This is a genomic window from Paenibacillus piscarius, assembly GCF_022234545.1.
In the GTDB taxonomy this organism is placed as follows: Bacteria; Bacillota; Bacilli; order Paenibacillales; family Paenibacillaceae; genus Paenibacillus_AQ; species Paenibacillus_AQ piscarius.
In genome coordinates this window covers 62,718-82,207 of record NZ_JAIEUI010000009.1, presented here as the reverse complement: position 1 = coordinate 82,207, position 19,490 = coordinate 62,718, and the positions used below count along the sequence as shown (strand labels likewise).

The window sequence follows — 19,490 nt, the reverse complement described above, 5'->3', positions numbered from 1 at the left end:
AGTGTGGCTCCTTTCCTCGTTATACGATGCCTTGACCGCGGAACTTCTTCGACAGCAAGTTGACGGTGAAGAGCAGAATCACGCTGATGGCGGTCTTGAAGATCCCTACGGCTGTTGAGTAGGAGTAGTCCCCCGTCACGAGCCCGAGCCGGTACACATACAGGTCCAGCACCTCGATGCGGTCGGCAATCATGACGTTGCTGAAGATCAGGTATTGCTCAAAGCCGGCGGACAGCAGATTGCTGACGGACAGCAGCAGCAGCACGATGAAGGTCGGCATAATGCTCGGCAGCGTGATATGCCAGATCGAGCGGAAGCGTCCGGCTCCGTCCACCTTGGCTGCATCGTACTGCTCGCTGTCGATGCCGACGATGGCGGCCAGGTAGATGATTGCGCTCCAGCCGACCCCTTTCCAGAGCAGCAGCATCGTCTGCACCGTCCACACCCGTTCGTAGTTGCCCAGTACGTCCACCGGCGGACTGCCAATGCCCGTCTTCGTCATGATTGAGTTGACGGCCCCTTCCGTGCTGAACATACTGAACGCGAGCGAGAATACGATAATCCAGCTGATATAGTGGGGAAGCGTCGACACGGTCTGGACGAGCCGCTTGAACCAGCCGGAGCGCACCTCCGAGATCAGGATGGCCAGCAGCATCGGAATCGGCGCGGTCGCGATGGACAGCAGGCTTAAGGCCAGCGTGTTCACCAGCACCGGTCCCATCCGCGGATCGGTCAGCATCGAGCGGAAGTTCTCCAGTCCCAGGAATGCAGAATGGCTCAGCGGAATGCCCGGCTTGTAATCAAAGAAGGCGTAAATCCAGCCGAACAGCGGCACGTAACTGAACGCGAAGGTGAACAGCACGAACGGCAGGGCCAGCAGCAGCAGTGTAATCCCGTCTTTGCGCAGTAGCCTGGCGCGCTTTTTGGCCTTGACGGGCTTGGACTTGGCGGTGTAGGTGTACTCCATGGCGCTTCTCCTTTTCCTTGTTCTGTCTCTTTGCTTATTTCCATGATAGCGCTTTCTAACAGAGGCTTGAATGAAAGATCTTCCGTTCCTCTTGAAAAAAAGCGGCCCGCTCCCGCCCCGGCTTGAACGATTTCGCGAATACCTTGAACAAAAAAGCTTTCAAGCGTCACGCCGGATCAGCGGCTTGCTTGAAAGCTTGTATATTAACTGAACCGCTCCTCCAGTTCCAAAATTCCCCTCCGCCACTTTTCCTTTAACTTAAATTTTTGGTTCTCTAAATTCAGCCTTGTTAGTCCTCCCGGCCACTCCTCACCTGCAGGCTGACCCGCACCTCCGCCCCGTGCTCTCTCGCCACGAAATGGACGCCGTAGTCCGGGCCGTAATACAGATGAATCCGCTTGTTCACATTGTTCAGGCCGATGCCGCTGCCCCCGCCGCCCGGCTTGGGCGACTCGCCTGTCGCGAGCTTATCGTTCAGCTCCCGTACCTTGTCTACGTCCAGTCCGGTTCCAGAGTCCGTTACGATCAGCTGCAGCGTCTCCCCGGACAATTCGGCCCCGATCCCGATCCGGATGGCGAGCTCTTCATTCTGGCGGCCGGAAGCGATCGAGTTCTCCAGGAGCGGCTGCAGAATAAAGCGGGGCACCTGACAATCCATCAGCGCCTCATCCACCTCCACCTCAAAGGCGATGCTGTTGTTGAAGCGCATGTTGATAATTTTCATGTAGTTATCCAGATAAGACAGCTCGTCACGCAGCGTGCACATAGAATCCTTGCTGGAGAAGACGGGACGCAGCATATTGCCCAGCGCCACAATCGTCTGGACGATATTGTCCGCCTTGACGATAACGGCCATCCAGCGGATCATGTTCAGCGTGTTGTACAGAAAATGCGGATTGATCTGATACTGCAGCGCTTCGATCTCCAGCTCTCTTTTCTTCTCCTGAATTTCGTTGTTCTTGTCCACCAGCTCCACCATGCTCAGCGACATCTCGTTGAACCGGCGGATGACCGTGCCCAGCTCGTTGTTCGGAATATGGTCCAGCGTCACGCCAAGCTCGCCGCGGCTCATATCCTTCATCTTAAGCGAGAGCAGATGCAGCGGCTTGATAATCCGGCGCAGCCAGAAGTAGGAGACGATGAAGATGACCAGCACGCTGAGTATAAAAACAATGACCAGCATCCGCTGCACGCCGTAAATCTGCTCGGAGTATTGGCTTAAGGGAATCTCCTTCAGCAGATACCAGCCGCCGTCCGTGAGCTTGTAATACACCACCTGGACGCTGCGCCCGGCCGAATGACCGTCGAAGCTGCCGTATTGCACACCTTCCTGCTCGTCCGGTACAAAGGGGCTGCTCGTCCCGATCCGTTCAGGCACGCTGGAGGAGACGATCCGTCCGCTGCCGTTCACGATGTACATATCCCCTTCAGCCTTGTTGAGCGCAGTCGCATAGATGGAGACCAGGTACCGCTCGTCGATGTTGAAGATCAGGGTGGCGCTGGTGGTCGGATCGTAGATGGCGCGCGTGCCGCGCATCAGGCTGATCAGATGCCCGTTGTCCGGTCCGGTCAGATAGGGGTTATAGAACGATTTTTGAATGCCGGCTTCGATAATCAGCTTCGGGTACATTTCCAGTGTCCGGCGGAAGGGCTCTGACGAGAAAAAGCTCTGCTGCCACTCCTCCTTGGAATAGACAAGCGTCCGGGTTGCGCTCCCGCCGACGACGCCCAGATTATCCGCCGTAATATACACCGAATCAATGTAGCTGTAATTATCGATGAAATCCGCGATGACGCGCTGGACGTCGTTTTTGGATTCCAGGAATTCAATTTCAGTTTTTTCGGATATTTTGTACAGGAACCGCTGGATGCTATCGTCCCTTAAGAACAGCAGCGACAGCCGGTCCACCTCGCTCACCAGCCCCGTGATGTTGTGGTCGAGCTGCTGGAACTGCTGATAGAGGAGACGTTCGTTCTGATCCTTGACCATGCGCTGCATGTACGAAAAAATAAAATAAGAAGCCCCGGCCAGCACGGCGAGGCTGATCACCATAATATACACGATGAGCTGCGTCCGGAGCGACCGGGAGGAGAACATCGACCTGGCGAGGGACTTCATGCTCTCCTCTTCGGCCCGGACAGCAGCTGTCTGCGGTATTCATTCGGGCCAAGGCCCGTTATTTTCTTGAACACTTTGCTGAAATACGTATATTCCGGGGAAAAACCGACCTGGACGGCGACATCGGACGACTTCAGCTGGCTCCCGGCCAGCAGCTCCTTCGCCCGCTCGATCCGGTAACGGTTCAAATAATCGATATAGGAAATCTGCAGTTCTTTACGGAACAGATTGCTTAAATAGCTGAAGCTCAGGCCGACATGGTCGGCAACGTTTTGCAGGCTGATATTTTCCGTGTAGTGGCGTTTGATGTATTGGATGGCCCGTGTAATCTCATCGCTCATCTGTAAGCGGTTACTAATATGTTCGGCCAGCGTCTCGATATATACATTTACCTCGTCCAGCATATCGGGCAGCGTATCGCAGTCCTCCAGGTTCTCGGTGATGCTGATCAGCAGCGTCTGTTCGTTATGGCTGTCATCGTACAGATTGGTGCTGATCCACTGGACGAACTGGAATAACATCATCTCCAGCGTCTTCCGGTCCCCTTCGATCTCCCGCCCGAACACATCCAGATAGGCGTCGTATTCCTTCTGCTTCAGCGGCGAGAGCAGCTCGCGGATGGAGGCGTTATTCCGCAGCTGAGCAAGCCGGGTCCGCACGCCTGCCGGGTCGGGACGCCGGCTGCCGCGGTGATGCAGTCCAGGTCCGGAGATGAATTTGTGCTCCAGCGCGTGCTGCGCTTCGGCGTACAGCTTCGGCAGCGCCTCGTAGCCGCCGCGGATGCCGCTGATGCCGAACGATACCGAGCTGTTGAAATACAGGGAGAGCATCTCCTGGATATGACCGAGAATGCTCCCGATCTCCTTGACGATCGCCTGCTCGGACAGCATGTCGGCAAAAGGCAACACGAGCGCATAATGCCGGTCGTTGATCTGGAACGCTTCCCCTCTGCGGTGGGCAGACAGAATCTCGCCTAGCATATTGAGCAGGGACATCTTCACCAGATGGCCGTGCTCGTCGCGGAAGCGCTCCTTAAGCAGCGCATAGCGGTCCACTTCCATCACGCAGACCGCGAGCCGCACCGGGGACAATCTCAGCCCGCTCTGCTCGGCGAAGCGGCCGAATTCCTGCGCCGAGAAGATCCGGTAGAACAGGAAATCCTTGAACATTTTCTCCTTCACCAGCTCCAGGCTGGATAAGGATACGCCGGGCTCCTCCCGTCCGCCGCTCCGGTCCTCCTGGCGGTCCAGCTCCTCCCTGACCCGCCGCAGCACATCCTCGATCTCCTGCTCGGTCATCGTCAGCTTCAATATATAGCTGGAGACGTCAAGAGCCAGCGCCTTGCGCGCCAGCTCGAATTCCTCCAGACAGGACAGTACGACGACCCGCGTGTCCTTGTCGGTCTTGCGTATATTGGCAATCAGCTCCATGCCGTCCATCTTGGGCATACAAATATCGGTAATGACCACATCGGGCTTCTCGCGCTCGTAGTAATCCCAAGCAGCCTGGCCATCCGGAAAATCGGCAGTAACTTCCAAATCGAATTTGCTCCATTCGACCGAATTCTTAAGCCCGATCCGAACGAGCATTTCATCCTCGACGATCATCACCTTATACATGCCTCAGACCCCCTCTAGTATGAGTACCCAGTCATTTCCTCTTCCGCTGTTCGGGGCAGCAAAGCGTTGTATACCTTCGTTCGGCACCCGTTCCCCCGGGATTATCAACCCTTCCCTGGGAGAGTACCAGGAGGCCACGGCTTCCTTGCCCTCAATATAACCCATGGCGGCATCGACATACAAGCCGTTCGGACAATAAATGAAAGCGGTTGTAGAAGTTTGTGCAGCAGTCATATAGTTGGCGCCGCCAAAGTTAGCAGCAATTAGCGCCTGATTCGGGACGAGCCCGCTTCCGAGATGAGGCTCCAGCAGCCTGCGGAGATGCCGCATCTGCTCCGCGCCCGGACGGCGGAGCGCCTCGCGCCAGGACATGATGAAGAAGGCACCGGGCTCCGTGAACCCGGCGGGGTCATGCCGGCCTTCGCACATTGACCATACCGAATGATGGCCGTAGGTGTGGCCGAACGCGCCGGATAACATCGCGTAATAAGCGGCCCGGCGGACGTCGGCTGCGTCGAAATAGCCGTTCTCTTCATTAAAACCGACCGGAATATCCTCATAGCAGGGCTCGGCATCGACTGTCGGCTTGACGGGCTCCCTGGCGTAGTCACTCTGCACTCTGGCGTAATTGGTGATCTCCCGTTCTCCGTGCCCCGACTGGATCATATTGAAGTCCAGCCAATGCTCGTCATGCAGATGGTGCGACGAGGATTCCGCCCCTTTGGGGTGGAAGGTCATGAGCTGCTCCGCTCCGCCTTCCTTCAGCCCCCGGGCCATCCCGTTCACCACATTGAAATGGCGGCTTGTGGACAGCGTCCGGTCGCCCCCCAGCACCCAGATCACGTTGGCCCGGGTCTTGTACCTGTCCCCAAGCCATCTGCCGTAAGCGGCCGCGTTATCCGCCGTGAAAATTTCCGGCCCCTTGCCGCCGATCCGGTTGAACTTGTCGCCCCAGGTGGGCAGAAGGGCGATGTACAGTCCTAGCTGTTCTGCGGTGTCGAGGATGTAATCCACGTGGTCCCAGTAGGAATAAGGGCCGTCCAGATCAGGGCGAAGCGGATCGGGCAGGCCTTCGTCATCCATACCGAGTGGCAGCCGCCCATAGGCATTGCCGGTTGTGACTCCCGCGAACTCGGCGAGCAGCACCGCCTGTATGACCGTGAACCCCTGCCCGGCGCGGGTCTGCAAATACAGCTCCGCATCCTCGCGGCTCAGCCGGTGGAACAGCTCCCAGGCGGTGTCCCCGAGCCAGAAGAACGGAGCGCCGTCCGCCGTTTCCAGGTAGCGGCGGTTCGCGGAGACCCGCAGCGGGTTCAGTCCGTGTATGCCGCTGCCGGGCTCCGTGCGCGTTAGCGAAGCATTTTTTAAATCAGACTCAGACTCGTTGCTTAAGTTCGTGTGTTCCATCTCCTCGTCACGCCCCTTGTATGGTCTACAGCATCGAGTACACCCGGTACCTGAATTCGTTCCAGACCCTGGCTTCGCCTTCCTGGACGAATTCCAGCCGGATGCGCAGATGCCTTTTGCCGGCCGTATACTTCTCCGGGATATCGAATTCATCCTCCAGCCAGCGTTTGTACGGGTTGCGGTCCGGATAATACCAGCTTCGTTCTTCGACCTTGACGCCGTCCACCAAGACGTCCGCCTTCTGCCGCCCGGTCATCTGATCGCTTCTGCGCCGCAGCCTGACGCCGCGGTTGTCTTCGTGCACCGTCACGGTGAACTCACTAGCGCCTTCCGTTTCATGCCCGGTGTCGGCGATAACGACATCATCCTCGTCGCCTTCGTAATAGCTTTCCAGCGTGTAGTAGCCCCGGCTGCCTTCGCTCTTATACTCATGCACGCCCTCCGACGCCTTGCTGCCGATGTCGAGCTCATCCGTCAGCACCATGCCCGGTTCATCTACGCCGTAATACAGCAGCGCTCCCGAATGCTCCAGATACTGGTTGTTAAACTCCCCGGCTTCAATCCCGAAGACAAGCTCCGTCTGGAACGGATACCAGTCCCCGCTGCACAGCCGGACCATGGACCAGGGATTGTCGGGCAAGCCGTCATAGGCGCTTGCAGGATTGCTCTCAGGCGGCGTCGGGAAGCCCCAGCCGTAGCAGACCCAGCTCTCGGAGCCGTCACTCTCCACCTGCGGGGTAGAGCTGCCGTCAATATGCACCCGCACATCGCCCTCGCAGCTGATCATCCCGGGCCTCCGCGTATATCCGGTCACATGGCCTGCCACCAGATGCCCGCGACCCTTAAGCCGGCCGATGATGCTGTCTTTGCCCGGAGACGCCTTACGGCTGTAGTACTCCGAAGAGCGGAAGTAACCGGTCTGGCCGCGCTGATAGAGCGGATTCCGCTCCTGTGTGACCCGGATTTCCCACTCCTTGAACGTGACTGTCTGCTGACCTTTGTTGACCAGCTCAATCACGGCGCTCTCCCAATATGGCATGGCAAAATAGTTATATCCCCGCCCGTCCCCCGTAATCCCGTGGGACAGCACGCCAACCGGGTTCTGCCCCAGCTCGTTGCCGAACAAAATACCAATTGGACAATCGATATCCGGGCGCTCATGCCCATCCCAGGTTGCCCTTATCCAGACATCGGCGAGCAATTCCGGGGTAAACGCCTCCGGTATGGCCTGAATGGAAGCAACGCTGCCCTGTGCCGTTTCGTTCAGTACGATGGCCGCTGCGCCGGGTTCAAGCACGAGTTCCTGGTGCAGCCGGGATTCACTAACGGCGTCCGGCTTCGGATCTGTTCCGGCCGCGCTCCACATGGCCGTCAGGCGGCTGTAGTCTTCTTTTCCCGTGAACGTTACGATGTCTTCCGCTGAGCTGTAGGTATGATACACGACATGACCCCAGCCCCCGTCACCCTTCCCCGCACCCTTCAGCCGGATATCCGAGGTAATTCTGCACGACCCGACGAACGGCATCGGCACAAAGCTGCGCACGACCCGGATCGGGCCCCGCCCCCCGTCCTCCGGTCCCAGGTAGGCGTCCGCCAGCGGCTTCAGGAACGGCGCTTTGCTGCCGAACTCTGACGGCTTAATCACGAACCGCGGCTCCCGCTCATGATCGAAGTAGAAGCGGAACGTCGGCTCTGGGCTGTCGGGATATCTGTGCTGAACAAAATTATAAATGCACCCCGGGCCGTCACAGTCAAAAATAACCCACTCCTCCCCTTCCCGGTACAGCCACCAATCCCAGTCGGCATTGTAGCCCTGCTTGTCGATGCTCCCCTCATAATGCACCTGCACGCCGTCCCGCAGCAGCGGCAGCAGATCAAAACGTTCCATATTGGCGATGCCTCTAAGTGAACCGGCTTGTTCCATGCTCATGCGATAACCTCCGTTTAAAATAATGCTCTTAGTGGCTTAACCCGGCGTAATTACCGGGCTGCTGTGCTTTCATCTTAGCGCGCGCACTTTGCCGTCCGCCACCGGAGATTTCCTAAAAAACTTCAAGTTTTAGGCGGTTCTGTTCAACCTGGAGGGATAGTATGTTTTATGGTTACGGTCAAATATGAGTTTTCTGTTGCAGGAAATACAATCAGCGGCGTTCAATTCAAGCGTAGAAGTCGGCGATGGATGCTGCAAAATCTGCCTGATATCATCACTCCTGCCCCATTAAGGTACATTCTAGTTCCAAGCGATTAGCTTAAATGCAGTCTGTACAGCTATATCCTCTGATGTACCGCCGAATATCCGTTTAATTGCATTTCGTACATCTAAAGTAGCTCAATCCCTCAATTAGTAACCGTTCCCGGCAAATTTAGTTGTACAGATGCTCTGCACGAAAAATAGGCTGGAGCGCTCAACAAACGCACCCAGCCTATCTCACACAACTAATTTCCGCTTACTGCACCCGCTCTGTAAACAGCCGCCCCGCGTAGTCGCTGATCAGCTCACGCATTGCCAGCTTGCGGCTCCATTCGGCCGGGATGCCGCTGAGGCCATAGTAGGCTCCGGCGATCTGGCCGTAGATGGCTCCGGTGGTGTCGGCGTCATTGCCTAGATTGACGGCGAGCAGCGCGCCCTCCTCGAAGCTCGCGGACTTATGGAATGCCCACAGCGCCGCTTCCAGGGATTCCACAACATAGCCCGAGCCTTGAATCTGCGGCGGCTCCTTCAGCTTGTAGGAGCCTTGCTGGATGTTAAGCATATGCGGTGTAAGGACATCCTCATCCAGCCATTCGCGAAAAGCTTCCGGCGCCGTCAGCTCCTGCTTGCTCCAGCCGTGCAGCCCCGCAAGGATATACGCGGCGAGCAGTCGGCAGGCAGCCAGACACTCGGCAGCCCCGTGCGTCGTTCTTGAGCTCATCGCCGCATAGCGGATCGCCTCGGCAGGCTGCTCCGCATAGTACATCACCACCGGTGCCAGCCGCATAATCGACCCGTTCCCGGCAGAGAACGGGTCCTCTGAACCGCTGTAAGCCTCACCGCCGGCTTCATACCGGTGCAGCGCTTCACGCGTCGCGTTGCCGATATCGAAGCACCGGCCTGTACTGCTCAGCGCTCCCTCGCGGTACCACTTCACATACCGCTGCATCTGATCCGCCGGATCGAAGGCCTGCATTGCAAGCAGGCTCTCCGCCAGGCAGAGCGCCATGGACGTGTCGTCCGTCCACTGCCCCGGCTGCAGACCAAATACCCCGCCGCCGACCATATCGGTCATTGGCTTGAAGGTTCCTGGCGCCTGGAATTCCACGGTTGTTCCCAGCGCATCCCCGGCGGCCAGCCCCTGCAGGCAGCCCTGATAACGGTCCATCGTCAATGTCACTTGGACTCCCCCTTTCCGGAAGCTTCCTTCCCTCCTGCCCTTATTCGCCGGGGTACTTCAGTCCCCACTGCGCCCGGACTTCATCCAGCAGCTTCATCAGGGCGACGGATTCATCCAGCGGCATCACCGGGCTCTCGGTAAGTCCGGCCTGAATACAACGGCCTACCTCTTCCGCCTCGAAGCAATATCCGACCGAATCGCGGTCATCCTCGAACTTCTCCGCCAATTCGCCGTTCACGTAGAGCTCGGCCGATTTCGGATTAACCAGGGTACCATTGACCACGATACGGCCTTCCGTTCCATAGATATAAGCTTCATCGTCCAGATTCAGGCGGATACCTGCGTTAAGTGAAGCAGCTACGCCATTCCCGTAGGACAACAGCAGCGAGAAGTGCTCATCCACACCGGTCTCTCCGATATGAACCGTGCTGGAGATAGACTCAGGCTGGGGGCCGAGGACCATCGAAGTGAAGGAGACCGGATAGATGCCGACATCCAGCAGCGCTCCCCCGCCGAGGGCCGGATTCAATAGACGTCCTTCCGGTTTCCATTCGGAGCGGAACCCAAGGTCTGCCTTCACCAGCTTCACCTCGCCGATCCGCCCGGCGGCCAGCCATTCCCTCACCTTCACATGGGCCGGAATATACCGGCTCCACATCGCTTCCATCAGGAACAGCTTATGCTCCCGGGCATAGGCGACTACCTCCTCCAGCTCCCCGCTGTTCACGGTAAAAGGCTTCTCGCACAGCACAGCCTTGCCTGCACGCAGCGCGAGCAGCGCGTTCTCCCGGTGGAACGGATGCGGCGTTCCGATATAGATGGCGTCCACTTCAGGATCGTTGACCAGCTCCTCGTAGGTGGCATATGCCACAGGAATCCCGTGATCCGCTGCGAACCTATCGGCGCTCTCCTGCGAGCGCGAGCCGACTGCATAAGCCACCCCGTTGCTGGCATGGGCCAGATCTGTAGCGAATTGATGGGCGATCCAGCCTGTGCTGAGAATGCCCCATTTTACCTTGTAAGCGTTATCTTCTGCCATAGTCAAATCCTCCTCTTCATGAAGCTCAGGTCCCTCTGATTCTATCAAAATCTCCCTGGTGTGTACATGTCTACATCCCGCCGGGACCCTCCAGCTCCATACAGATGGCAAATGTGAAGGATGCTTTCATAGCGTTGCTCATCCTACCGCTCGCCAGTTTATGAGAGTCTTCTATCACCGACCGCTTATATGGTGGGTAGATTGTTGCACTTCTTGCAAGATTTCTCTAAAAATTGTTACTGGCTAGGGTACATTGTTGCATCATTTGCAGGAATTCCGGGGATTAGAGCATGCTAGCGCTGGCTTTGTTGCATTTCATGCAAGATTTCAGCATAGGTCTCTTCTATTACGCAGCATTGTTGCACTTCTTGCAGGATTTCCCTAAAAAGTTACGGACGGTAGAGCATTGCACCCATCCCTCAACGCAGCAGCAGCGATTGTATTCGGATTTTCGCATACATTCCGGCCATTCGCCCCGCACCAGCCCAATGTAATCGGTTTTTCGATTACATTCCGGTCACACGCCCCGCGCTGGCCCAATGTAATCGGTTTTTCGATTACATTCTGGTCACACGCCCCGCGCTGGCCCAATGTAATCGGTTTTTCGATTACATTCCACTCACACACCCCGCACCAGCCCAATGTAATCGGTTTTTCGATTACATTCTGGTCACACGCCCCGCGCCAGCCCAATGTAATCGGTTTTTCGATTATATTCCGGTCACACGCCACGTGCTGGCCCAATGTAATCGGTTTTTCGATTACATTCCGCACATTCGATCCGCGCCTGCCCAATGTATTCGCTTTTTCACTTACATCCGCCCCACCCGCCGCCGCACAACCCCAAGCTACATCAAAAACCCTCCCCGCCAGCCGCAAATCCGCGGCAACGGGGAGGGTCCACTCCAACTTCGTCTTTTCCAGCTTCTATATTATTTCTTAAGCACAAGCTCCAGGCGCACCTCAAGATTGTTCTCGGTACTCAGTACGATGGAATGCGGGTTGCTGAGGCCGAAGTCTTCAAAGGTTACGGTGGTCGTACCCGACAGCTTAAGCTCTCCGCCGCTGTATGCGGCCTGCGAGTCGAACGTCACGTCCTTCTCGATGCCCTTCACGGTCAGCGTACCCTGCAGTTGTAACGGCACCGCCGTTCCCTCGGTCCATTTCTTCGGCAGCTCCGAGAAGGACTTCACGGTGAAGGTGGCCTCCGGGAATTCTGCCACGGACAGGAAGTCCGCTCCCTTGACATGCTCGTCCCGCGGGGCGGTTCCTGAATCCAGCGCGTTCATGTCGACCGACCCTTCACCGGTCATTGCAGAGGCATCGTCCAGATTCACGTTCCAGGTTCCCTTCACCGAGGGGTCTACGAAATTCACGGTTTCTTTCGATGTGGTCACGGACCAGTAGACCTTGGAAGGCTCTGTAATGTTCCAGGTTCCGTTCAGCTGCTCCGGCGTTACAGCAGCCGCAGCAGCAGCCGCATTGGCGGTCCCTTCCTTCTGGGCTCCGCTGCCCTGGGCTTGCTCAGGAATTACAGATTCAATCTCCACCTTGTTGCCAAGGCTGTTGTTCACCAATATGAAGGCTGTAATGGCTCCTGCAATGACGACGATAGCTGCGGTTATAGCAATGGTTTTCTTCTTCATAAGATCTCCTCCATCCCATTTTGGGTCTCTGCTTGTTCCAGCTGAATCCCATTCTACCAGAGCAATATGTCGGGAATAAGTCAAAGCGGACAGGCCGGGAATATGATAGAATGGTCCTAATTTTAATCATAAAAGGGACTGAAGCTTATGCAATCCATTCTGATCGTTGAGGATGAGGAGGCCATCGCTAGGGTGCTGGCTGCCTATCTGCGCAAGGCGGGCTTCCACGTCACCCGGGCCGCAGACGGGCAGAGCGCCCTGGAAGCCTTCGAGGAAGCTCCGCCTTCGCTGGTCCTGCTCGATATTATGCTGCCGGAGATGGACGGCTTCGAGCTGCTCGGGCTGATCCGCGAGCGGAGCAGCTGCCCCGTCATTATGCTCACCGCCCGGGACGGGATCAAGGACCGGCTGGCGGGCCTGGATGGAGGAGCGGACGATTATATGTCCAAGCCCTTCATCCCCGAGGAGGTCATCGCCCGGGTCCGGGCGGTGCTTCGCCGCCCTTCGCAGTGGTCGGACGGCAGCCGCAAGCGCCATTACGGCAGCCTGTTCATCGATTTCTCGGCCCGGAGTGTCTTCCTGAACGGAGCCGAGGTCAGCCTCAGCCCGCGCGATATGTCCGTGCTGCTGTTCCTGGCCGAGCGTCCGAACCAGATCTGCACCCGTGACCAGCTGCTGGAGCATGTGTGGGAGATGGATTATGACGGAAGCGACCGGGCGGTCGATCTCTCGATCAAAAGACTGCGCCAGGCGCTCTCGCACTGGCCGGGTAGCGAAGGCGAGATCCGCACACTGAGAGGAACGGGTTATCAATTATGGACAACATGAGACGAGGACGGAAGAGAAAACCGACCTCCATCCTCTTCTACTGGACCCTGCGCTACCTGCTGATTATCAGCATCGGGCTGCTGCTGGCTGCGCTGTTCACCTTCTGGTGGATTCAGCAGGAGGCGATGGATAACCGGATGCAGACAACCGGTCTCCTGGCCCAGGAGATTGCCGACCGCAGCGTGGGCACAGACGGGAAGCTGGAGATTGTGCCCAGCCTGAACAAGCTGGTCGAGGACCGCAAGCGCTTCTTCAAAGTGAACGAAGAGATGTGCGTGATTATCACCGGCACGGAAGGGCAGCTGCTGTTCTCCCAGCCGCCCATGACCGGGGAGCAGATGCGCTATAAGCTGGAGGATTCGCTGAGCAATTCGCGCAATTCGGAATACAAGGCGGCCTCGGCACAGATTGACAGCGGGCAGGGGGTACTCGGACAAGTCTTCGTCTTACAGTCCAAGCGCTCCCTCCGTCATATTCCGCAGGAGGAGATCACCTTCTTCTCCATTATCATTATCTTCCTGATCGGCTTAAGCTGGCTGACCATCTATCTTCTGTCCGTCAAGCTGGCCAAGCCGGTGAAGCGGGTGGCGTCCGCAGCAGCGCAGATCAGCGGCGGACAGTACAATATCGTGCTGGATACGCGGGCCAAGGAACGGGAGATCCATGAGCTGCTTGTATCCTTCCAGGAGATGGCAGGCAAGCTCCAGCAGTTCGAGCAGTCACGGGCCATCATGCTCGCAGGTGTGTCGCATGAGCTTAAGACCCCGGTCACCTCCATCAAAGGACTGCTCCATGCGGTCCGCGACGGAGTCGTCGAAGGGGAGGAAGCCGGGGAGTTCCTGGATATCGCCCTGCAGGAAGCCGGGCGGCTGCAGCACATGGTGGCTGATCTGCTGGATTACAATGCACTGACCGCCGGCATGGTCGCTGTACGGCACGATGAGCTGGAGGCCGCTCCGCTGCTGGAGGAGATTCTCTACCAGTGGAAGCTGACCCAGAGCGGGGAGGTCTGCACGCCCATCGTGGAGCTGCCTAAGACTCCGCTGCTGCTCCGCGGAGACCCGATACGTCTTCAGCAGATCGTCGTGAACCTGCTGAACAACAGCGTGCAGGCGAAAGCGCAGGGCCGCAAGCTCCAGCTCCGGCTCACCCTCAACGAAGCCCCGGACGGCATGGCGGAGATCACCCTGGCCGATAATGGTACGGGCATTCCCCCGGAGAGCCGGGAGCGGGTCTTCGAGGCCTTCTACCGCAGCTCCGGCAAACAGAGTGTGCTGCGCGGTCTCGGCCTCGGCCTGACCTTCAGCAGACTGCTGGCCGAGGCCATGGGCGGCAGTCTGGAGCTGGGCAGCGACCCGCCCCAGGGAAGCTGCTTCGTACTGCGGCTGCCGCTTGCCCGGTGAATGGATCAGAACCGCAGGGCGGCGGTAGTTCCCTGAGCCGGGTCATGGTATAATCAACTGATTCTACACGGAAACCGGAGGCTGTATATGCTTACTTTTGAACAGAAATTAGCGATTCTTGATTCCTACCCCCAGCTCGAAGCACGGAAGGTATCGCTGGGACGGGTGAATTATCACCTGGAGCAGAGCCGGCATGACAAGAAGACTGTGGCTTCCCACATTCATCCGAACGGCAACGGCTTCGTCTACGCCGGTCTGCTGCGGGGCTACGAGACGGACGATAAGGGACTGGTGAATATCCGCGATTATTCAGAGGCAGAGCTGCGCGAGCTGCTGGATGCCTCCATCCATTCGCTGTTGACCTACATTCCCGAAGCGCCGGCTCCCTCCCGCAAAAAGAAGAAGAACGCCGCAGGTACCGCCTCCTTATGGAAGAATGCGGACGGTCATACGCTGAGCCTGAAATTCGAGGAGGATCTGTGGTATCTCTATGCCGGGCTGCATCTGGAGATGGCGTTCGAGACAGAAGGAGAAGCAGTCGAATACCTGGCGGAAGAGGGCTTTGTGCGGGCTGAAGACTGACGGAACAGATCGCAACTTCGATGTAAATTGGAGAAATACCCGGCAAAATCTAGATATTTCGGGCGGGCCCCCTTATACTATAAGCCAAGGTGATTCCCATATATTACACGAGGAGGAACAGCCATGAACAATCACGAAGGCGGAACGCCCTTCACGAATCCCGAGGGGCCAAACAACCAACCCGGGCAACCGCAGCCCCAACGCAAGGTAAGCGAGCAGTTCAATAACCTGCTCAAAGACGAACGTGTGCAGCAGGCACAAGCGGTAGGCAAGCAATATTGGAGCTTTTACCTGAGAGTCCTGACCCGTCCGTACACCATCATGAAAGAGATTCCGGCAGCGCATTTCATGAACAGCCTGATCACGATGGGACTGACGGCCATCCTGACGGCTTTGTATTTCCTCATCCTGTTCATCAAATGGGATGTCTCGGCCATCTTCGGCCCCGGCTTCCTGAAGCCGCTTCTATTCGCGGCAGCGGGTCTTGCCATTGCCTGCGGAGCCGTTTACGCCATTCTCCGGGTGGAGAAGGTCAGCTTCGATCCCAAGCTGCTGATTACAAGGCTGGGCACACTGCTCGTACCTGCGGTTGCCCTGCAGGTTCTGGCCATCCTGTTCCTGATTTTCAGCGTGTACTCGTTCTCCAATACGCTGCTTGCGCTGTCGTTCCTGTTCGTGTTCATCAGCATGAACACCGTCCTGTTCCAGTATCCGCTGAACACAGCGGGAGGCCGGGGAATAGACACGCTGTACCTGATTGCTATCGCCAACATTGTGACCGGATATATTTTCTACCAGCTGATCACATCTGTCATTGCCGGAGCAGCCTATGGTCTTATCAGCAATTCGTTCAAATTTTAGAATGATCTAGCCAACATCATACGCCAAAAAACGGCGCTGCCGTCCTTCTAAGGATGGCAGTGCCGTTTCTGTTGGTTGCACGATTGTGCAGCTTGCTAAGCCGTATTACGGAGTAGTCGGAGCGGACGGAGTTGTCGGCATCTCCAATTCCTTCGCGTCCAGCGCTTCCTGCGGCACTTTGATTTCATCTACCTTGTTGTGATCGCTGATGGTTGCCTTCATATCCATATCAATCGAGATCGTCTGGTCGCCGCTGGTCATATCCATGACCATGGTTACATCGGTACGGGTCGGGAAGTAAGTCTTCTTATCCACCGCGTAAGCGATATTCATGCTCTTGATATTCATCTGCTCCATCATGGCAGCCATCTGCTGGTCGGAGCTTCCGGTCTGGTTCATGTAAGTCTTCGCCAGCTCCTTGACGTCATCACCGGATACCTCGGCAGACAGCAGGTAGCTATCGCCTTCCTCGGTGATCTTCGTCTTATCGGTAAGTGCCTTGAATTGCTCCATTTGCTTCTCAGGGTTCGCGGACTGCTGCATAGCGGTAAGGACCTGCTCACCCATGTTAGCAGGCATCTTCATCCATTGTCCGTTCATCTGCGAATAGAAGCCGTCCTTCGTCACATACTGCTCAATCTTCTGGTCGCCCTGGGCCGTCTTCATCTGCACCTCCTGATGCATCGTCAGCGGCTCCTTAACGAACTCGGATTTCGTGGTCATATCGGTGTCTTGCGCGTTATCCCCTTGGGCCGTCTTAATGTTGATCTTCTGCTTCACCTGCGATTCCATTACATAGCTCTTCAGATCAGCCGATGCAGCAACCGACTTCTGAATCAATTCATCTACCGTTGGAACGCCGTCTGATGTCTGTTCAGCAGGCGCAGCAGATGCCGATGCTTCCGGAGCCGCGTTTCCTCCAGGTGCAGCCGTTGCAGCACCTTCCGATGGTTTGGCATTCTCGTTATTGCCGCAAGCAGCCAGAGCAACCGACAGCATAACCCCCATAAGTAACGTAGTCCATTTCTTCAAGATCGATTCCTCCTAAGTATTTTTGGCAAGTAGTGTAAGCCATGTCATGTATATAACCAAAGGAGGGTGGCTTTAAATCACTTGTTTAAAAACTATGACTTTTGCCCCTGTATGGGACAAGCCTTAAATTCTCAGCCCTTTTCTCATTCATAACCGGCCCGGCTCTCTTCATCGGCAATGTTCTGAATCTCTTCCGCATGGATCACATAGAGCTGGTAATCCCCTTCCGTCTGCAGCTTCAGCGCCCGCTCCTTGGTGAATTTCGCGCTGCCCTCCGCAGCATCCTCGTCGTAGAACAGCAGAAGGCCGTCGCTTTTGCGGAACAGCAGATCATCCCTTGCCCTGAACTGCCAGCTCCCCTCATAAGGAGCATTGCTTACAGCACCGTAGTAATCCGCACCGGCCACGATGCGGCGGTACTCATTCTGCTTCTCTTCCTTCCACTTCTCCTCCGGGGACGCATGGGCGGTAATAATCCCCAGCTTCAGCCCCGGGTATGTGCGCTTCAGCTCCAGCACCACCTCGCAGGCCCACAGATCAACGCCGTACTGGCCGGGGGTGATGACCCACTCCAGCCCTTCCTCCAGGAACGGAAGGATCCGGCTGGCCAGCGCTTTTTTGATATAAGGGATGCCCTGATGCTTGCTGTCATATATGCCGAGCTCATGCGCGCGATAGCCCGTAACCAGTAAAGTCTTCATATGCCGTCTCTCTCCTGACTGCTTCATTCCGGAATGTATAGAACAACCTGTACTCTATGCATTATATCTTATTTCGCTTGGCAAGACTTCCGGACCCGGGGAGCATATAAGCCGGCCCCTCAGGGCTAAATTATTTTCGGTAATAATGAGTAATTTTATATAAAGTTTGGAAAACTGCATGAAGATGAAAACTCGTGCTCCGTTATACCCAAATTCGAAAGCTGGGGATGATTACACTGTTCGGTATGATTCTATCCTATATACCCGGCTGGGCAATCTTCGCCCAGGCGGGTGTGGCTATGCTTGTTCCGCTGCTCCTGGCCTATGTCTATAAATCACTCTACAAGCTGGTCGGCAGCGGACGCGGCCAGATCGGATACGGCGCAAGAACCCTTTCGCAGCAGCAGCCCGCGCAGGCTCCAGAGGAGAGCGCCGCCCGGTTCACCGGTAATCTTCAGGCAGACCTGCAGGCGGTTAAATCCGGCATCGGCAACAACAGCGATGTCCATTTCAGAGCATTCACAAATGCGAAAACAGGTGTGCAGGGAATCGTCATCCATGTCGACGGGATGCAGAGCGACCGGCTGCTCAGTATGGAAGTCATGCATTACCTGATGTATGAGATGCCTGCCGCTCCACAGTCTTCTGTTGAAGTGGCCGGACACCGTCTTCCCTTCAGCGAACTTAGACAGGAAGAGCATATCAGGGACTTCAATAAGTCTGTCCTCTTCGGCCATGCTGCCCTCCTGATCGAAGGGCTGCCCTGCGGTCTCCTGATCGAGATGCCCGGTGCTCCCAGCCGGCAGGCAGACGAGCCGGTCTCCGAAGCGCTGCTCCGCGGCCCGAGACTGGGCTTCACGGAAGTGCTTAGCGAGAACACCTCTATATTGCGCCGCCAGGGCCTTAGCGATCAGCTGGAGATGGTATCCTTCCGGGCAGGAACCGCCATCGAACGGGAGATCGTTGTCGCCTACATGAAGGATATCGTTAACACTGACCTGCTGGACGAGGTCAAAAACCGGATCGGCAAGCTCGATATGGATTTCCTGGCCGAATCCGGCTATATCGAGCAGTTGATTGAGGATAACTATCTCAGCCCCTTCCAGCAGCTGCAGAACACCGAACGGCCGGACCGGGTGCTCGCGGCCCTGCTGGAAGGAAGAGTCGCTATTCTGCTGGACGGCACGCCCTTCGCACTGATTGCTCCGGTGACGTTCAGTATGCTGCTGCAGTCACCCGAGGATTATTACGAGCGCTGGCTGCCGGGCACGCTGCTGCGGTTGCTGCGTTTTGCCGCCTCCTTCCTGGCCTTAATGGCTCCGGCGCTGTACATCTCGTTCATCTCCTTCCATCCGGGGCTGATTCCCACGGAGCTGGCGATTACGATCATCAAGACGCGGCAGGGGGTACCTTTCCCTTCATTAATAGAAGTGCTGATCCTGGAGGTCTCGATTGAGATTCTGCGGGAGGCCGGCATCCGGCTGCCGAAGCCGATCGGTCCGGCGATGGGGATCGTCGGCGGTCTGATCATCGGCGATGCTGCCGTACAGGCCGGTATCGTCAGCCCCTTCCTGGTCATCACGGTAGCCGTTACCGCAATCTCTTCCTTCTCTATTCCGATGTACAGTGCCGGAATTACCCTGCGGATGCTACGCTTCGCCGGGATGCTGTTCGCTTCCGTGCTGGGGATGTACGGGACAATTCTGTTCTTCCTGCTGATCTGCTGCCATCTGACCAAGCTCAAAAGCTTCGGCGTGCCCTATCTGACGCCGATCTCGCCGTTCCGCTTAAGCGACTGGAAGGATCTGCTGCTCCGCGCCCCGATGGCGCTGATGAAACGCAGACCGCTGATGATGAAGACCAGGCTGAAGCAACGCAAATGATAAACCGCGCCTGTGCGGGTAGGAGGAACGCC

At 56.8% G+C, this 19,490-nt stretch carries 16 protein-coding genes; 5 read left to right on the top strand and 11 right to left on the bottom strand.

From position 1 onward, the window contains the following. Nucleotides 1-19: 19 nt before the first annotated feature. The 9 genes from K1558_RS16135 to K1558_RS16095 form a co-directional block, all read right to left on the bottom strand. Nucleotides 20-967, bottom strand: coding sequence for an ABC transporter permease (locus K1558_RS16135; protein ID WP_238652641.1), 948 nt, complete (start codon nt 965-967; stop codon nt 20-22). Nucleotides 968-1,256: 289 nt separating this feature from the next. After that, nucleotides 1,257-3,086: a cache domain-containing sensor histidine kinase gene (locus tag K1558_RS16130; protein ID WP_238652640.1), complete on the bottom strand. Its 1,830-nt coding sequence runs from the start codon at nt 3,084-3,086 to the stop codon at nt 1,257-1,259. Continuing rightward, nucleotides 3,083-4,705, bottom strand: a complete 1,623-nt coding sequence (locus K1558_RS16125) for a response regulator (RefSeq protein WP_238652639.1) — start codon at nt 4,703-4,705, stop codon at nt 3,083-3,085. Before K1558_RS16125 ends, K1558_RS16130 begins: the two co-directional genes overlap by 4 nt. 3 nt (nt 4,706-4,708) lie before the next feature. Further along, the gene (locus tag K1558_RS16120) at nt 4,709-6,112 is read right to left on the bottom strand and encodes a glycoside hydrolase family 140 protein (RefSeq protein WP_238652638.1); all 1,404 of its coding nucleotides are present in this window, start codon (nt 6,110-6,112) and stop codon (nt 4,709-4,711) included. Nucleotides 6,113-6,137: 25 nt separating this feature from the next. Further along, the gene (locus K1558_RS16115) at nt 6,138-8,042 is read right to left on the bottom strand and encodes a DUF2961 domain-containing protein (protein ID WP_238652637.1); all 1,905 of its coding nucleotides are present in this window, start codon (nt 8,040-8,042) and stop codon (nt 6,138-6,140) included. A 517-nt stretch (nt 8,043-8,559) separates the two neighbouring features. Next, the gene (locus tag K1558_RS16110) at nt 8,560-9,483 is read right to left on the bottom strand and encodes an ADP-ribosylglycohydrolase family protein (protein WP_238652636.1); all 924 of its coding nucleotides are present in this window, start codon (nt 9,481-9,483) and stop codon (nt 8,560-8,562) included. A 40-nt stretch (nt 9,484-9,523) separates the two neighbouring features. Beyond that, complete coding sequence (locus K1558_RS16105) at nt 9,524-10,522, bottom strand: Gfo/Idh/MocA family protein (protein WP_238652635.1); 999 nt, start codon at nt 10,520-10,522, stop codon at nt 9,524-9,526. Nucleotides 10,523-10,903: 381 nt separating this feature from the next. Next, the gene (locus K1558_RS16100) at nt 10,904-11,296 is read right to left on the bottom strand and encodes a hypothetical protein (protein ID WP_238652634.1); all 393 of its coding nucleotides are present in this window, start codon (nt 11,294-11,296) and stop codon (nt 10,904-10,906) included. Nucleotides 11,297-11,454: 158 nt separating this feature from the next. Beyond that, a complete protein-coding gene (locus K1558_RS16095; RefSeq protein ID WP_238652633.1) occupies nt 11,455-12,168 on the bottom strand; it encodes a YceI family protein in 714 nt (237 codons plus the stop codon). A 147-nt stretch (nt 12,169-12,315) separates the two neighbouring features. Between K1558_RS16095 and K1558_RS16090 the strand changes: the two genes are divergently transcribed. From K1558_RS16090 to K1558_RS16075, 4 genes are all read left to right on the top strand, one after another. Next, nucleotides 12,316-12,996, top strand: coding sequence for a response regulator transcription factor (locus K1558_RS16090; protein WP_238652632.1), 681 nt, complete (start codon nt 12,316-12,318; stop codon nt 12,994-12,996). Then, nucleotides 12,984-14,399 carry a HAMP domain-containing sensor histidine kinase gene (locus tag K1558_RS16085; RefSeq protein WP_238652631.1) on the top strand — a complete coding sequence of 472 codons (1,416 nt, stop codon included), beginning with the start codon at nt 12,984-12,986 and terminating at the stop codon, nt 14,397-14,399. The genes K1558_RS16090 and K1558_RS16085 overlap by 13 nt, the downstream gene beginning before the upstream one ends. 87 nt (nt 14,400-14,486) lie before the next feature. Then, nucleotides 14,487-14,981 (top strand): hypothetical protein, encoded by a 495-nt coding sequence (locus K1558_RS16080; protein ID WP_238652630.1) that lies wholly within the window; start codon nt 14,487-14,489, stop codon nt 14,979-14,981. Nucleotides 14,982-15,104: 123 nt separating this feature from the next. Then, a complete protein-coding gene (locus K1558_RS16075; RefSeq protein WP_238652629.1) occupies nt 15,105-15,842 on the top strand; it encodes a hypothetical protein in 738 nt (245 codons plus the stop codon). A gap of 105 nt (nt 15,843-15,947) precedes the next feature. Here K1558_RS16075 and K1558_RS16070 read toward each other — a convergent pair whose 3' ends face one another. Next, nucleotides 15,948-16,874, bottom strand: a complete 927-nt coding sequence (locus K1558_RS16070; protein ID WP_238652628.1) for a DUF6612 family protein — start codon at nt 16,872-16,874, stop codon at nt 15,948-15,950. 143 nt (nt 16,875-17,017) lie between these two features. Further along, entirely contained in the window at nt 17,018-17,575 is a 558-nt protein-coding gene (locus K1558_RS16065) for an SLOG family protein (protein ID WP_238652627.1), read from the bottom strand. Nucleotides 17,576-17,811: 236 nt separating this feature from the next. On the opposite strand from K1558_RS16065, the gene K1558_RS16060 reads away from it, so the two are divergent. Continuing rightward, nucleotides 17,812-19,458, top strand: a complete 1,647-nt coding sequence (locus K1558_RS16060) for a spore germination protein (RefSeq protein WP_238652797.1) — start codon at nt 17,812-17,814, stop codon at nt 19,456-19,458. The last annotated feature ends 32 nt before the right edge of the window (nt 19,459-19,490 follow it).

What these genes read in the sequence shown, in the direction of transcription:
- K1558_RS16080 (WP_238652630.1), top strand. Translation starts at nt 14,487, where the DNA reads ATGCTTACTTTTGAACAGAAATTAGCGATTCTTGATTCCTACCCCCAG.
- K1558_RS16085 (WP_238652631.1), top strand. Translation starts at nt 12,984, where the DNA reads ATGGACAACATGAGACGAGGACGGAAGAGAAAACCGACCTCCATCCTC.
- K1558_RS16105 (WP_238652635.1), bottom strand. Translation starts at nt 10,522, where the DNA reads ATGGCAGAAGATAACGCTTACAAGGTAAAATGGGGCATTCTCAGCACA.
- K1558_RS16075 (WP_238652629.1), top strand. Translation starts at nt 15,105, where the DNA reads ATGAACAATCACGAAGGCGGAACGCCCTTCACGAATCCCGAGGGGCCA.
- K1558_RS16135 (WP_238652641.1), bottom strand. Translation starts at nt 967, where the DNA reads ATGGAGTACACCTACACCGCCAAGTCCAAGCCCGTCAAGGCCAAAAAG.
- K1558_RS16065 (WP_238652627.1), bottom strand. Translation starts at nt 17,575, where the DNA reads ATGAAGACTTTACTGGTTACGGGCTATCGCGCGCATGAGCTCGGCATA.
- K1558_RS16115 (WP_238652637.1), bottom strand. Translation starts at nt 8,042, where the DNA reads ATGAGCATGGAACAAGCCGGTTCACTTAGAGGCATCGCCAATATGGAA.
- K1558_RS16095 (WP_238652633.1), bottom strand. Translation starts at nt 12,168, where the DNA reads ATGAAGAAGAAAACCATTGCTATAACCGCAGCTATCGTCGTCATTGCA.
- K1558_RS16090 (WP_238652632.1), top strand. Translation starts at nt 12,316, where the DNA reads ATGCAATCCATTCTGATCGTTGAGGATGAGGAGGCCATCGCTAGGGTG.
- K1558_RS16130 (WP_238652640.1), bottom strand. Translation starts at nt 3,086, where the DNA reads ATGAAGTCCCTCGCCAGGTCGATGTTCTCCTCCCGGTCGCTCCGGACG.
- K1558_RS16120 (WP_238652638.1), bottom strand. Translation starts at nt 6,112, where the DNA reads ATGGAACACACGAACTTAAGCAACGAGTCTGAGTCTGATTTAAAAAAT.
- K1558_RS16125 (WP_238652639.1), bottom strand. Translation starts at nt 4,705, where the DNA reads ATGTATAAGGTGATGATCGTCGAGGATGAAATGCTCGTTCGGATCGGG.